12 protein-coding genes are annotated in these 15,049 nt (G+C 36.7%); 7 read left to right on the top strand and 5 right to left on the bottom strand.

Annotated elements, in window-relative coordinates:
* Positions 1-194: 194 nt before the first annotated feature.
* Entirely contained in the window at positions 195-2,126 is a 1,932-nt protein-coding gene (locus Rain11_RS02850) for a RecQ family ATP-dependent DNA helicase (protein WP_101357815.1), read from the bottom strand.
* Between the two features lie 83 nt (positions 2,127-2,209).
* On the opposite strand from Rain11_RS02850, the gene Rain11_RS02845 reads away from it, so the two are divergent.
* Complete coding sequence (locus Rain11_RS02845) at positions 2,210-2,707, top strand: GAF domain-containing protein (protein WP_101357824.1); 498 nt, start codon at positions 2,210-2,212, stop codon at positions 2,705-2,707.
* Between the two features lie 156 nt (positions 2,708-2,863).
* Here Rain11_RS02845 and Rain11_RS02840 read toward each other — a convergent pair whose 3' ends face one another.
* The gene (locus Rain11_RS02840; RefSeq protein ID WP_101357814.1) at positions 2,864-5,674 is read right to left on the bottom strand and encodes a M16 family metallopeptidase; all 2,811 of its coding nucleotides are present in this window, start codon (positions 5,672-5,674) and stop codon (positions 2,864-2,866) included.
* A gap of 267 nt (positions 5,675-5,941) precedes the next feature.
* Between Rain11_RS02840 and rpsT the strand changes: the two genes are divergently transcribed.
* Positions 5,942-6,196, top strand: a complete 255-nt coding sequence (gene rpsT / locus Rain11_RS02835) for a 30S ribosomal protein S20 (RefSeq protein ID WP_101357813.1) — start codon at positions 5,942-5,944, stop codon at positions 6,194-6,196.
* Between the two features lie 76 nt (positions 6,197-6,272).
* The gene (locus Rain11_RS02830; RefSeq protein ID WP_165778062.1) at positions 6,273-7,781 is read left to right on the top strand and encodes a lipopolysaccharide biosynthesis protein; all 1,509 of its coding nucleotides are present in this window, start codon (positions 6,273-6,275) and stop codon (positions 7,779-7,781) included.
* On the opposite strand, the gene Rain11_RS02825 is transcribed toward Rain11_RS02830, so the two are convergent.
* The 3 genes from Rain11_RS02825 to Rain11_RS02815 are packed head-to-tail and all read right to left on the bottom strand — an operon-like array spanning position 7,761 to position 11,874.
* Complete coding sequence (locus Rain11_RS02825; protein ID WP_101357811.1) at positions 7,761-8,126, bottom strand: hypothetical protein; 366 nt, start codon at positions 8,124-8,126, stop codon at positions 7,761-7,763. The two genes, Rain11_RS02830 and Rain11_RS02825, sit on opposite strands and share 21 nt — an antisense overlap.
* Positions 8,127-8,129: 3 nt before the next feature.
* Complete coding sequence (locus Rain11_RS02820) at positions 8,130-8,531, bottom strand: ATP-binding protein (protein ID WP_101357823.1); 402 nt, start codon at positions 8,529-8,531, stop codon at positions 8,130-8,132.
* Positions 8,532-8,556: 25 nt separating this feature from the next.
* Positions 8,557-11,874 carry a DUF4175 family protein gene (locus tag Rain11_RS02815; protein WP_101357810.1) on the bottom strand — a complete coding sequence of 1,106 codons (3,318 nt, stop codon included), beginning with the start codon at positions 11,872-11,874 and terminating at the stop codon, positions 8,557-8,559.
* 128 nt (positions 11,875-12,002) lie between these two features.
* Here Rain11_RS02815 and Rain11_RS02810 point away from each other — a divergent pair, with 128 nt between their 5' ends.
* The 4 genes from Rain11_RS02810 to Rain11_RS02795 are packed head-to-tail and all read left to right on the top strand — an operon-like array spanning position 12,003 to position 15,048.
* Positions 12,003-12,437 carry a hypothetical protein gene (locus Rain11_RS02810; protein WP_101357809.1) on the top strand — a complete coding sequence of 145 codons (435 nt, stop codon included), beginning with the start codon at positions 12,003-12,005 and terminating at the stop codon, positions 12,435-12,437.
* Between the two features lie 46 nt (positions 12,438-12,483).
* The gene (locus Rain11_RS02805; RefSeq protein WP_101357808.1) at positions 12,484-13,047 is read left to right on the top strand and encodes a DUF1599 domain-containing protein; all 564 of its coding nucleotides are present in this window, start codon (positions 12,484-12,486) and stop codon (positions 13,045-13,047) included.
* Positions 13,031-14,203 carry a MauE/DoxX family redox-associated membrane protein gene (locus tag Rain11_RS02800; protein WP_101357807.1) on the top strand — a complete coding sequence of 391 codons (1,173 nt, stop codon included), beginning with the start codon at positions 13,031-13,033 and terminating at the stop codon, positions 14,201-14,203. The genes Rain11_RS02805 and Rain11_RS02800 overlap by 17 nt, the downstream gene beginning before the upstream one ends.
* A gap of 17 nt (positions 14,204-14,220) precedes the next feature.
* Positions 14,221-15,048, top strand: coding sequence for a phosphatidate cytidylyltransferase (locus Rain11_RS02795; protein ID WP_101357806.1), 828 nt, complete (start codon positions 14,221-14,223; stop codon positions 15,046-15,048).
* Position 15,049: the final 1 nt, after the last annotated feature.

The raw sequence follows: 15,049 nt of genomic DNA, 5'->3' as shown, positions 1-15,049 counted from the left end.
TGTCCTAACGGGCGTAGAGAGTTCTCTTTTTTTAGGTATGGTTTCCTGTTTTTGCAATATTGCCTCTTAAATGATACCCAATATCCACAACTTGTAAAAACTATTCAACTTTTGTCGGAGGACTAAAAGAATTTTTATTTGATAGTTGCAAATTTCAAACCAAACTTGTTAATATCTGTATTTCAAATGTAACCTTAAACCACTCTTTTTAGTTTATGGTTTTCGGTCATTTCTACCTCTCCTACTTCAATAATTTTTTGTAAAGCCTCTACAAGTGCTTCACGAGTACGCGGCTGAATAGCTAAAATAAGTTCTTCAATGGTCAGACTTTGAAATTCAAGGGCTTTAAGAATTTTTTCGCGATATATTTCATAGTAATGCTCGCTCAAACGTTTTTCCTTTTTCTTTTTCAAACAAATATCACAAATACCGCAGGGTTCATAAGAAATTTCACCGAAATATTCTAAAAGCAACTGCGTTCGGCAACGACTTTCGTGCTGTACGTAATGAGCAACTGCTTTAGCTTTACGCAAATCTCTTTCCTTTCGCTGATTGATTTTCTGCCAATCCAATTGCAAATTTTCTGCATTTTGGCGAGGCACTACAAAAGTAAGTTGTGGTTTATCTTTTTGTTTTTCATAAATGACTACCCTCATTTTTTCTAAATTTTCAAGGGCTCGTATGACATTTTCAACACTTGTTCCTGCTTTTTGGGCAATGGCTTGCTCCGATATTTTACAAAAATGTGTGAGTAATTCGCCTCCATACATTCGCAAAAGTAGCTGAATAATAGGTTCTGCATTTTTGTTAGCAATCTGAAAGGCATACAAATCATTATTATTCAGCAAGAAAAGTAGTTTGGAAGGACTAAAATACGCTTCGCTCAAATGAATGATATTTTCATCGCAAAGAATTTTGAGCGAAAAATGAGCTTCATTGGCATCTAAATTGAAATTTTTAATAAAATCGTTGAAATCAAAATCAAAACTTGACATTGCTCCGCTCCCTACGGCAAGCTGATAGTAATTGGCAAGCATCTGATACACCTTCCGAATAGTAGCAGGCGGAGGATAAGACTTCAAAACTTGAATTTCTAGATTATCAATATCGTTTTTGTCGTAGAGAGCTACTGCATAAGCCTTTTTTTCGTCTCTGCCTGCTCTGCCTGCTTCCTGATAGTAGGCTTCCAAAGAACTTGGCAATTCCCAATGGACTACTACTCGTACATCGGGTTTATCAATGCCCATTCCAAAGGCATTGGTGGCAACAATGACACGGATTTTATTTTTTATCCAAAGTTCTTGTTTGCGGTTGCGTTCTTCGTTTTTCAGCCCTGCGTGATAGAAATCGGCACTGATTTTATGTTGTGCAAGCATTTGAGCTATTTCTTGAACCTTTTTGCGAGAATTGGCATACACTACCGCCGAACCTTGCACATTTTGTAAAATTTGAAGTAATTTTTGAAGTTTATTCTCTTGGTAAAAACAAGAATACGAGAGATTTGCCCGAGCAAAACTTTTCTGAAAAACCTTCCGATTAGGCTTAAAACTCAATTTTTCTTGAATATCCCCTTTGACTACATCGGTAGCCGTAGCCGTAAGGGCTATGCAAGGCACATCAGGAATATACTCGCGAATTTCTGCAATTTGTAAATACGGCGGACGAAAATCATAGCCCCATTGCGAAATGCAGTGGGCTTCATCTATGGCAAGTAACCCCACTTGCATTTTTTTCAGACGCTCCCGAAAAATATCCGTTTGCAAGCGTTCGGGGGAAATATACAGAAATTTTACTTTTCCATAAACGCAGTGGTCAAGGATAATATCAATTTCACGGCGGCTCATTCCTGTAAAAATGGCAAAAGCCGAAATTCCTTTTTTCCGTAAATTTTCTACTTGATCTTTCATCAGAGCAATGAGCGGCGAAATTACAATGCAAATACCTTCCAAACACATTGCAGGCACCTGAAAACAAATAGATTTGCCTCCTCCCGTAGGCAAAAGAGCAAGCGTATCATTGCCTTCCAGTACCGAAAGGATAATTTCTTCCTGCAAAGGTCTGAATTTCGCATAACCCCAATACTTTTGCAAAACCTCGTGAGCTTTTGCTGAAAGTTCGGTTTGCATATTTTTTTGTTTTTTTTCAAAAATACAAAATCTATTTGTTCGTTAGAAAGGTTGTTGTAATTTTCCAAACTAATTCTACAAATATGGCAGAAACACTTTTTATCCCACAAACCCAAGACCGAGCCGAAATTTACAAAGCTCTTATTCCACAAATAGATGCTTTACTTTCGCAAGAAAAAGACCTTGTTGCTAATCTTGCTAATTTTGTAGCGGTTCTTAAAGAGGCTTTGGGCTTTTTTTGGATAGGCTTTTATTGGGTAAAAGATAATGAACTGGTGCTTGCTCCTTTTCAGGGTTCGCTTGCTTGCACGCGTATAGGCTATGGAAAGGGGGTTTGTGGTACTGCTTGGAAAGAGGCTCGTACTATACTCGTGCCTGATGTAGATAAATTCCCGGGGCATATTGCTTGCAGTTCGCTTTCTAAATCTGAAATTGTTGTGCCTATTTTTCAGGAAAGCAATGTGGTAGGCGTTTTGGATATAGATAGCGACAAGCTCAATGATTTTTCAGAAACCGACCAAAAAGGATTAGAAAACTTGGTGAAAATCTTGGAAAAGCATCTACCTTCAATGCAAAAATAAAAAAAACGACAAATCCATAGGTTTTGTCGTTTCCACGCAACTATTATGTTGCTAAAAACACCACTAAAACTATTTGAGACAAAGGTAATGGGTTTTAGTGGGTTTGAAAAATCGTTTTAGACGAATGAGCCTTTTTGCTCGGTGAAATTTGAAATCTTACTTTTTCTCCTCTGGTTTCAAAGTTACTCGGATATACTCTTTGGTATTGAGGTATTTTTTGGCAACGGCTTGCAAATTTTCTTTGGTAATCCAAGCCAAACGACTTTCCCAATCGGCTATCATTTCAGGGTTTTCGCCGTTGAAGTAAAGATTTGCCAAAGTATATAACCAATAACGGTTGGTTTTGATATCCACTTCCATTTTGCGTTTGCGTTGTTCTTTTACTTTGTCAAGGTCTTTTACATCAATATTGCCTTTTTGTATTTTTTCAACCTCTTCCAATGCTTGTTTGGTGAGTTCATCAACGCGTTTGGGGTCGCAAGGAAAATTGATACTGAAAGAATATGAATTACGAGGGTACTTGTTCAAGTTGCCGTCTGCTCCTACTGTATAAGCTCCTGAACTTTCCTCACGGATTTTTTCAACGAGTTTAATATCTAAAAGTTCGCCAAGTGCTGTAAGAGCGAAAGCGTTTTTGTAATCGTAGGGAGTGGTATCATCTCCTGCAAAAACAATTTGAACAAAACTTTTAGGGTCTGAACCTTTGTAGATAGTTTTGTCTAACATTCCTTTGGGAGGACGAATGCCATTATCTTTCCAGTTTTCTTTTCTACCGTTATTGGGTAGCGAAGCTAAATATTTTTCCAGTAAAGGCTTTATTTCCTCTATTTTGAAAGACCCTACCAATATGAATGTAAAGTCTGAAGCATCGGCGAATCGGTCCTTGTAGAAAGCAAACCCTTTTTGATAATTGATTTTATCAAATTCAGGTATGAAGGTAACAGTGCGAGGGTGATTGTTTGACAAAATCTTGAAAAGTTCAATGTAAAAATAGAATTGCGGGTTTGAAATCAAGTTTCCTAAAAAGGCTTTGTCTCTTTGTAGTTTAGAATTGAAGGCTTCTTGGTCTTGTCGAGGAGCAACAAAATATAAATGCATAAGTTCCAAAGCTGTTTCTAAATCTTTGGGTGTAGTACTTCCATTGAAACCTTCTTGCGTATTACCGATATAAGGAGTAATGCGAACATTTTTGCCTGCCATTACTTTTTTCATATCATTTTGGGAAAGATTATTGATACCGCTTTCAGCTATTACACCTGCAATGTATTCGGCAGAGTGTATATCTTCATCGCTTGCTAATGAGTGTCCGCCGTTGCTGTAAGCGTAAATCATAATCTCATCATTCTTGAAATCAGTAGGTTTCAAAATTACTCTTGCTCCATTAGAAAGCGTAAGCTCGGTAACACCGATTTTTTCTAATTTTTTCTCACCTACAATTTTCCCTGCATTGATTTTTACTCCTTCGGAAAGGGTTTGTGCTATTTTTTTAGCCTCGTAAGGCTTTACTTCTGTTTTTTCTACTTCTGCCAAAACAGCTTTTACATCAGCTTCCGTAGGAACTTTGAAGCCTTCTTTTTCAGGAGCTTGAATGGCAATAACGCAGTTCTCTTTGGTAATCAAGGTTTTAATGATACCATTCAAATCCTCTAATTTGATTTTATCTAAATATTTTTTAGCAAAATCGTACTCATACTCTATACCGGGGGCAGGTTTGCCTTCCAAGAAATGACTTACATAACTCCATACAATTGTGCCCGATTCGGTCTTGTCGCGGTCGTTGTAACGTTTTTCAAGGTTTGCCAAATACTTTTTCTTATACAAATCTAACTCTTGTTGCACGAAGCCGTATTTTTCTAAACGCTTAGCTTCAATGAGTAAAGTACGCAAGGCATTGATGAGATTTTTTTCATCAGTATTGGCATCAAGCGAAAAAGCATCTTTTTCCCTCACAAAATCACCATAATAGCCTCCTGCAAAAGAAAAAGGAGGATTGGGCGAAAGAAGGATTTCATCAAAACGTTCATTGAGCATACCTGAAAAGATATTCATTTTGAGTTTTTCAAAATAATCTTGCTCCGTTTTGATTTCACGGGGAGCTTTTTTGTAGAGTATGCCCACGTTAGGGAAAGAGGCTTCTTTATCAGATACAATGGAAATAAGCATCTCCTTATGGTCGGGAACGGGGAAAGCCGTGCGAGGTTTTTCTTTTTGGGGATTTTTTAGGTCGCTGAATAAGTTTTTGATTTTCTGTTCCATAGCATTTACATCAATATCGCCAACCACTATTACTGCCATCAGATTAGGGCGATACCAATCTTTGTAAAAATTGATAACTTCTTGGTGCTTAAAGGTTTTTAGGCTCTTTTCAGTACCAATAGGCAAGCGTTTGGCATATTGCGAGCCTTTCAGAATGATTGGAAATTGTTTATCTTGCATACGTTGTTCGGCACCGCGTCCTAAACGCCATTCTTCCAGCACTACTCCACGTTCTTTATCAATTTCGGCGGGGTCAAAGGTGGCATTGCTTGCCCATTCTCGCAAAATTTCCAAACCTTTATCCAAGAGTTCAGGCTTATCCGTAGGTACAGGCAACATATACACGGTTTCATCAAAACTTGTGTAAGCGTTCAAATCGCCACCAAACTGCACCCCAATAGATTGCAAATAGCTCACAATTTCGTTTTTGGGGAATTTTTTAGTGCCATTAAATAGCATATGCTCAACAAAATGAGCCAAACCAAGTTGTTTTTCTGTTTCTAAAATAGAACCTGCATTAACTGCCAAACGTAGTTCTACACGCTTTTCGGGCTTACTATTTTGTTGAATGTAATAAGTTAGTCCATTGGAAAGTTTTCCAACTCTTACTTTGGGATTGAGCGGAATAGGTTGCGTACTTTGAGCAAAAGAAAATTGGGCAAAAATTAGCCAAAGCATCACTTTTGCAATAAATAAAACTTTGTTTGTCATAAATTTGAAGGTTTGAAGTGTTTTGCCCGCAAGTTAAAAAAAAGCTCAAAAAATTCGTATAAGGTACTTGAAAAATATTTAATCAGAAAAATGCAATAAATAAAAAAGTGTAAAGGCTTGCGAACATTTATCCAAGCACTTAATATGTTTTTTGGACTTCATTCGGGCAAGTTTGTAAAAATATTTCTATGTTTTTTTTGGAAAGCGAAAAAACTTTTCTAATTTTGCACTCCCTTGTAGAAAACAAGAAAATTAAAGCATACAATTATGGCAAATCATAAGTCGGCACTGAAAAGAATTAGAGCAAACGAAGCCAAAAGGTTGAGAAATCGCTTTTATTTGAAGACTACACGTACTTTTGAGAAAAAACTACGCAAAACTACCAACAAAACCGAAGCCACTGAACTTTTGAGTAAAGTTACTTCTATGTTGGATAAACTTGCTAAAAAGAACATTATTCATAAAAACAAAGCCAGCAATCACAAATCCAAACTGGCTAAATATGTGAATAGTTTAGCGTAATTTTCTTGGAATTTAAGTGTATAATCAAGGACATTTCTGTAAGTAAGGAATGTCCTCTTTTTATTTTGAAAGCTATATGGGAATAGTTATTCGTCAGAGCTTAAAAGCCAGTTTTGCCTCTTATGTGGGGGTTGCTTTGGGGGTTATCAATAATCTTTTTGTAGCTACCAAGTTTCTTTCTCCCGAACAACTCGCTATCAGTAGGCTTTTACTTGAAAATAGCTTAGTTTTTGCTTCATTTGCTCATTTAGGTTTGCCTTTCATCACGGATAAATTTTTTGTTTTTCATCGTAATGAAAAAGAGCAACATCACGGCTTTTTAGGACTGATTTTTTTATGGGCTTTGGTAGGAATTACATTTTTTAGCCTGCTATATTGGTTTTTGCGAGAAAATATCACGGCATACTTTCAACTCAAATCACCTGAAATATTAGCGTATCATTTCCTTTCTATTCCGCTTACTGCCTTTTGGGTAATGATGTTGGTTTTAGAGGCATACACACGTAACAATGCACGTATCGCTATCCCTACGGCTGTCAGAGAAATTTTTTTGAAGGGTGGCAACATCGGGCTTATTCTTATTTTTGCTTTGGGTTGGATAAGTTTTGAGTTTTTTTTGTACTTGCTTGTAGCTCTTTATGGGGTGGCTGTGGTGTTATTGCTTTTCTATATTCGTATCTTGCGGAAATGGTTTTGGAAAATTCAGTGGAAGTTTTTTGATAGAAAAAGCCTTTATCAGATGGCTTTTTATGGTATTTTGATAGCTTTGGGAGGAATAGGAGAAAATCTTTTTCGTTTTGCTGATAGGGTAATGCTTGCGGGGCAAGAGGGTTTGCGAGAAAGTGCAATTTTTATGTTAGCTACTTTTATCGTAATGACAATGGATATTCCCAAAAAAGCTCTTTCACAAATTTCTATTCCTCTGCTTTCGCAGGCAATTGCTCAAAACGATAGGGAAAAAATGAAAGAACTTTACCAAAAGACAGCTTTACACCAACTTTTGGCAGGTGCTTTTGTATTTTTAGGAATATGGCTTTGCATAGATGAGATTTTTTTGCTTTTGCCCAAAGGCAAAATCTACGCCGAAGGCAAATGGATTGTCTTTATTTTAGGGCTTACAACACTTTTTAACCTTTCCACAGGCTTGCGAGGCGAGCTTATTCTATATTCAGGCAAATTTTATTTTGCTTCTATTTTTTCCTTTGTCTTTGCTATTTTGAATATTGTACTCAATTATTGGCTGATAGAAGGGTATGGGGTACAAGGAGCGGCTTTGGCTACGGCAATAGCTACTTCGCTAATGATTCTGACTCATCTGGTTTTTGTCTATAAAATTCACCGAATACAGCCTTTTCAGTTAAAGCAGTTGTATGTTCTGATAATTAGTTTGGCTGTACTGGGGTTAATTTCTCTAATACCAACTGCTAAAAACCTTACAGAACTGGTATGGGTTTTGCCTTTGAAAGTGCTACTGATTTGTGTGATGTATTGCCTGCCTGTGATTTATTTTGAAGTATCAGCAGAAGTTAATCAAATTGTTGTGAAGGTTTGGCAAAAAATCAAATTAGTCTTCGGGATAAGGTAGAAAAACGAAGTTCATAAAATCTTTATCCACTACAAACAAACAGCAATACTCATCAGGGTTTTTGTAGGCACTCTTGAAAGTTTCTATATCTGTAATAAGTTTTCGGTCTGTAAATTCTTGCAAGTAAGAAATATAGCAGTGCCAGTCTAAGTGCATTTGCTCTTTTTCAATGAAAATCTTACCAATAGCGATTTTTTCTTTACAAATCGGGAAAATGGGGTACTCAAAGCCTCTACTACGCAAGGTATAAGAAACCTCTTTGAGCATATCGGCAATTTGAGCAAAATCTTTGGTGAAAGTTCCGAGATATTTAGCTTGTTGTTGAAGTTCGGGGTCGTTGTACATACGCTAACTTACATAAAACACCATTGTAATTTCTCTGCCTTCATCTTGAAAATGTACTTCATCAGCAAGATGACGCATCAGGAAAATTCCCCTGCCGCCGATTTTTTCAAGATTTTCAGGGGCAAGTGGGTCGGGAATATGCTGGTAGTCAAAACCTTGACCTTCATCGTGTATCATAAAGCGGATAGCATCTTCCAATAGTTGCATTGTAAGCTCTACATTTTTTTTAGGATTGCACTTGTTGCCGTGATGAATAGCATTATTGACTGCCTCGGTAATGGCAACCAAGATATTCCCATAAATATCATCGTTGATTTGATATTGGTCGCGGATATTTTCAATAAAACTTTCAACGATGCGGATATTTTCGGGAAGCGAAGGAATCTGCAAACTCACAGACTCCAACTTATTGCTGACGTATGTAAAATTCTTATTTTCCAATTTTTTCAAAATATTTATCAATTTCACGCTTAAAGTACGGATTTAAGGCAGGAGGTAAAGTCCTGAGCATTTCTATTTGCTTTTCTTTTGGTTTGGTATAAGGTTCAAGGTTTTTAGGTATTTTCTTTTCTTTGGGAGTAGCTGTTTCACCTTTGCGTTTTTCCTCTTCGCCACGTTCTCGCATAGCTTTTTCGTATTCTAAAAGCCGAGTTTCTATATCTTTTTGTCTTTGTATGAGCCTATCAGTCAGGCGTTTATTGATTAAATCCTCCTCATTTTTTTCCATTTCTTTAATTAAATCGCCGAGTTGCTCCCCCATATTTTTTCCATTTTTATCCATTTTTTGTCCTTGCCTCATTTGTTCAAGCATACGGCGGAGTGCTTCTTGTTGTGCCGCCAATTTAGCTAATTCCTCCGAAAGTTGGTTACCTGTTTTACCACTTTTTTTGAGTTCTTGAATTTTTTGTCCGAGTTGTTTTTGCAATTCGCCAAGACTGGGCTGGTCGCCTTTCTGATTTTTCTTGTTTTTGCCTTTGCCCGATTTACCACTCATTTGGTTTTGCATTTCTTGCATAGAGCTGTTGAGCATCAGGGCGAGGTTATTCATTGATGTCATTGCTGATTGCTGTTTAGAACTGGAAAGCCCCAATTTTCGCTCCTTAATGGCTTTGGAAGCCGATTCCATAGCTCTACGCATATCGCTTAGCTCGCGTGTAACAAATGATTCAATCATTGGTTGGCGTTTGGCAAGAGCTTGGAGGCTATCTTCAATGACTTGGGCATCATCTTTCAGTTTGATTTGCTTCTGTGCAAGTTCATTGAAACGAGGGTCTGAAACGTTCAGATTTCGCATTTGCTTCATCAAGTCTTCTTGTTCGTAAGAGAGTTTTACAAGATTATCCAAAATATTTCGCAAGTTATTGATATCTTCCTCTAAGCCTTCCATTTCCATTTCGGCACTCATTTGTTCCATTTTTTCGTTCATTTCTTTCATTTTCTGAGCGGCTTTTCGTTGCGATTGCGAAGCCTTTTTATTGTCTTTGCTATTTTGTTTTTGAAGCTCTTCCAAACTTTTATCTTGCTCTTTATCTACTTCTTGCATTTGTTCTTCCATTTTAAGCGAAGGATTAGGTTCTTGGAGTTCTTGGTTCATTTTCTCCAATTTTTCCATTTCCTTTTTGAGGTTATCAAACTTTTCATTTAATTTTTCTTGCTTTTGTTCTAAATCTTTTTGCCCTTCCTGATTTTTAGGATTAGCTTTTTCAGTTTCTTCGGCGAGTTTTTGCTGTTCTTGCGAAAGGTTTTTCAAGTCATTTTTAATATCCTCAAATTTTTGTTCATATTGCATTTGCTTGAATAGCTCCAAAGTCCTATCCAATTCTTTTTCTAAATTTTCTTCTTTGTTCAAGATTTTTTCAAGTTGCTCTTGGAGTTTGGGGTCATTTCTTTGTTGTTCAAGGAGTTTTTCCAGTTCTTCGTAAAGTTTTTTGGTTTCTTCATCAAGCAAATTATCCATTAGTTTTTGGAGTTGCTCCAATTTTTCTTTGAGTTCTTCGTTTTTTTGCTCATCAAAGAGATTTTTCTTTTCTTCATTGAGATTGTTGAGTTCTTGAAGTTCCTTAATATCTTTTTCCAATTCTTGTTTTTTCTGTAAAATATCTTGTATTTGCTTTCTATCGTTGTAGTCCAGACTTGGTTTGGTTTTAATTTTGCTATCCAAATCTTGCAAGTTTCTCTTCAAATCGCGGGCTTTTTGGAGTGTTTTATCAATTTTTGAGGCAGTTTGCCGAGCGGATTTATCCACTTCATTACGAAGTTCTGTTTCATCAGGTACTTTGAATTGATAGGTGAGTGTTTTTGCACTTTTCGCACCATTTACGCCGTCATTGTCCCAAACTTGGGCAAAATATTCAATTTGCTCGCCAGGGCGTAAATTGAGTGGCTTCAAATCCATTTCGTAGTAAAAATTTTGAGCCAACGAACCTGCTTGTACTCCAATCGGAACAGCCTTGTATTCGCTACGAGGTTTTCCATCTGCACCCATAATGCGATAAAAAAAGGCAAGTCGTGTAATACCATAGTCGTCGCTGATACTACCACCCACGCTCACATAACTATACAGCGAGGTATCGCGATAGGTTTCCATACCAATTTTAGGATACTGGTCGGGAATAACATTGATGTAATACGCGATAGCTTCCTTATTTTCACTATGCTGATTTTTAAGTCTTACAGAGTAATTTTGAGAGGCTTTGAGCAAACGAGCGTAGCTAAACGTTTTGTTAGAGGTTTTTTCCGCAAAAATAATATTTTTATCACCTTCAAAGCTCAAAAAAAGACTATCAGTTTGACTGACATTGAAAGTCCATTCTATTTGTGTTCCTTCGGGAACAACTAAATTTCCGATATTTTTGATAGTTTCAGGGGTTTTTCCTAAATAAGCAGGATAAAGCAAATTAGCATTAAAACTCAAAAGTGAGGGGCGTTCTAAAAGTTCAATTTGGTAGGTATCCGATTGAAATCCCGCCGCCTCAAAATAAAATTTTTCTGCTTTCTGAATTTTTTGAAAATTAAAAAAGTAGCCTCCTTGCGGTTCAGCGAGCATTTTGATTTTTCCCTCTTCGGTAACCAAATATACCTCTTGAGGGAGAGCATTACCTTGCAATTTGAGCCAAACTTTCAAATCTTCTCCTTTGAAAGCTTTCAGTGTTTTGTTCTGTAAAAGAAACTTGAAAGGAGCTTCATCGGCAAAAGTTTCGGTGTAACGAATAATACGTTTGGAAGGTTCTGTAAAAAACTTCAAGCCACCTATCCAAAAACCAATAGCCGCAAGCAATAGCAGAAGTAGAAAATAACGCAAATATTTTCTATTTTCAGATAAATCTATGGCATCGGCAAAATTGAAAATAGAAAGTTGCTTGCCTTTTTGTTCGACGGCGGCGAGCAGAAGTTCGGTTTTTTGAGGTATTTTTTTGAGTTGTAGTGCATTGAGCAGTTTATCATTGATGTCTTGAAAATATGAACCGATATGTACAGCGGCTTGTTCGTCAGAGATTTGCCTTAAAATATGAAGCATTTTCATTAGTGGCAAAATCACCCAATAAGCCATTGAAAAAATAGCTGTTGCTACGAAACTAAATAACAAAAAACCACGCACCGAAGAGCTAAAACGACCAAAATATTCGGCTGTGCTGAAAAGTAAATATGTGGCAAGAACGAAAAGCGTAACAATCAGTGTGCCTCGCAAAAGTAAATTCAAATAATATTTTCGCTTGTAACGATTTAAGTTTTCATTTAGCAAATTCATAGCTCAAACACAAAGGCTTTCCTACAAAAATTTTTTATATGATAACGCAAACACTAAATTAAGTATTTTGTTGCAGACAAACAAAAGATTTTTGCTATTTTTGCAAAAGTATATTCAAAATAACAAAGATGAGAATTCTTTTAGCATTATTCTTTTGCTTACCTATGGGGCTTTATGCCCAAAATGATAAATCTTTTTGGGTTGCAGGTGTTTGGAAAGTTGAAAAAATTGAAATGATACATTTAGAGCCAATTATTGCCAAAGCCACCCCCGAAAAGAAAAAACAAATAGAAGATGAACTAAAACTAATGGCTCAATCGGCAAGTTTTGAATTTAATCGGAATGGGAACTATTCGGCAGTTTTTTCGGGAGCAAAGGAGATTGGCAAATGGAAACTCAATGCTTATGCTTCAAAGCTCATTAAAGAGCAACAAAACCCTGATGGTTCTTTCCAAAAACCTGATGAAGTAGGTATTGAACAACTCACTAAAAATTCAATGGTTTTGCTTAACGACTACGAAACAGGCGAAATTATACGTATGTACTTGCGAAAAGTGAAGTGATGAGGTAAATTAAGACACCAGACATAAGATTTTAGACGATAATCAAATGAAAAAAACTTCGGAGCAGTATCAGGCGATAATAGCGTATTGTAAAAATCTTTTTCAGAAAAAACATCAAGATTACGGCTCGGCTTGGCGAATTTTGCGTCTGCCATCGCTTACCGACCAAATTTTTATCAAAGCCAATCGCATTCGTTCTATTCAGGAAAAAGGCTCACAACAAATTGCTGATGATATACGTTTAGAGTTTGTGGCAATTATCAATTATGCAATTATTGCCCTGATGCAAAACGAACTTTTGCAGCAAGGCGAAACCGAAATGGAACTCTCTTGGGAAAAAGTGAGTAACCTCTACGACAAGCACGCCCAAAATACGCTTGATTTGCTGATGCGTAAAAACCACGACTACGGCGAGGCTTGGCGGGAAATGCGAGTTAGCTCAATGACTGACCTGATTTTGATGAAAATTAGACGTATCAAACAAATTGAAGATAACAAAGGACTAACACAAGTTTCCGAAGGGGTAGAAGCCAACTATCAAGATATTCTGAATTACGCTGTTTTTTGCCTTATACAACTAAACTTTTTGGAAAATGAAAGTAGCCGTTAATATCATCATTTTTTTAGTAGGGGCATTGTTTATTTTTTCGGGGCTTATCAAACTCAATGACCCCGTAGGAACGCAAATCAAATTGGAAGAATATTTTGACGTATTCGCAGATGATTTTAGAGAAAAGGTGATTGTGAACGGTGAACTGAAAGAAAGTAGAGAAACCGCTATGAGTAGTTTTTTTGAAACTCTCAAACCTTTTGCATTGAGCTTTTCAATACTTTTGAGTGCTTTGGAAGTAATTTGGGGATTTAGCTTGCTTATTCGTTTTCGTCCTAAACTTACGCTTTGGTCTTTGTTTTTGCTAATCGTGTTTTTTACAGGACTAACCTTTTATTCTTGGCACTACAATAAGGTAACGGATTGTGGCTGTTTTGGTGATGCTATCAAACTCAAACCTTTTGAATCGTTTCTCAAAGATGTTATTTTGCTTTTCTTGATAGGTTTTTTGCTTTGGCAAAGCAAAAAAATTACTTCCAATACGCAAAAATGGGCTTGGCTGAGTAATTTGTTAGTTTCTTTGGCTTCGTTTGGCATAGGTTTGTATGCGGCGTATTATTTACCAATCATAGATTTTTTGCCCTACAAAGTAGGCAATCACTTGCCCAGCCTGATGAAACCCAAAGAACCTTTACGCTTTGAAAATCGCTACATTTACACCAATCTTAAAACAGGTAAAGATGAAATTTTTTCTGAAAAAGAATTTGCAGAACTTTGGGATAAAAAATTGAGCGATAGCACTACCTACAAATACAAAGATTTTCAGCAGACTTTGCTCAATCCTGAGGCACAGGCAAAAATAGGAGCAGATTTTCGTTATATTGATGCCGATACTGCCGAAATGAATAAAATGTTTGTAGGCAAAAAATTGCTTTTCATTGTTCCTGATATTAGAAAAACGAATTTAGAGGCTTTCAAGAAGTTTTCGGTTTTATTGAAAAACCTCAAAAATTCAGACATCACACCTTTGGGATTGAGTTCTGATAAAGCTCAAATGGAAATGCTTTGCCACGAATATCAATTGCCTATGGAACATCACGCCTTGGATAGCAAAATTATGAAAGCTATGATTCGTACTAACCCTGGGCTTATTCTTTTGGAAAATGGTACGGTAAAACGGAAATGGTCGTATCTACAAATTCCTGAAAAAATCTGAAACGTGGCAAAATTTTTATGTTCGGATTAGAAAAACTTTCAAACCTTGCCCAAAGGGTAATAGCGGGTGTTATAGGGGCAATTTTACTGATTTCGGCAGTAATTTTTTCAAAATGGACTTTCGTAGGTCTTTTTACGCTCATTATGTTTTTGAGCCTTGCAGAGTTTTACCATTTGCTTTGCAAAGCTCATTTACAGCCTTTGCGAGTATGGGGCTTTTTATTTTCAGCTTTGTTGTGGTTTTTTGTGTTACAAAACTTTCTATTTGAAAGTTTTCGCTTACAAAGCTATTTTTTTGTGTTTCCTTTGCTAACCTTACCATTTTTGCTCAAATTATATCAAGAAAATGATAAAATTCCATTTCAGAGTATTGCAGTAACTTTTTTAGGAGTGCTTTATGTAGCTTTGCCTTGGATTTTATTTATGCAAGTGGGCTTTTGGACAAACAAATACTCTTATCAAGTTCCATTGGGAATACTTTTTTGCCTTTGGGCAAGCGATACTGGGGCTTATTTTGCAGGCAGAAAGTTCGGTAAACGAAAACTTTTTGAGCGAATATCCCCTAAAAAAACTTGGGAAGGCTTGGCAGGGGGATTTTTGCTTTCGCAAGCGGTGGCTGTGGTTTTATCGTTTTATTTTATGGAAATTGAAATTTGGCGTTGGTGGGCAATTTCTGCAATTATAGTTGTTTTTGGTACTTGGGGCGATTTGGCAGAATCTATGCTCAAAAGAAGCCTACAAATCAAAGATTCGGGTTCGTTTATTCCAGGGCACGGCGGATTTTTAGACAGATTTGACGGCTTGCTAATTGCTATGCCTTGGGTTTTCGCTATTTTACATTTGTAAT

Origin of the sequence: Raineya orbicola (assembly GCF_002843425.1) — a bacterium.
GTDB lineage: Bacteria > Bacteroidota > Bacteroidia > Cytophagales > Thermonemataceae > Raineya > Raineya orbicola.
The sequence above is the reverse complement of the archived record's forward strand: the minus strand, read 5'-3'. Positions and strand labels throughout refer to the sequence as shown.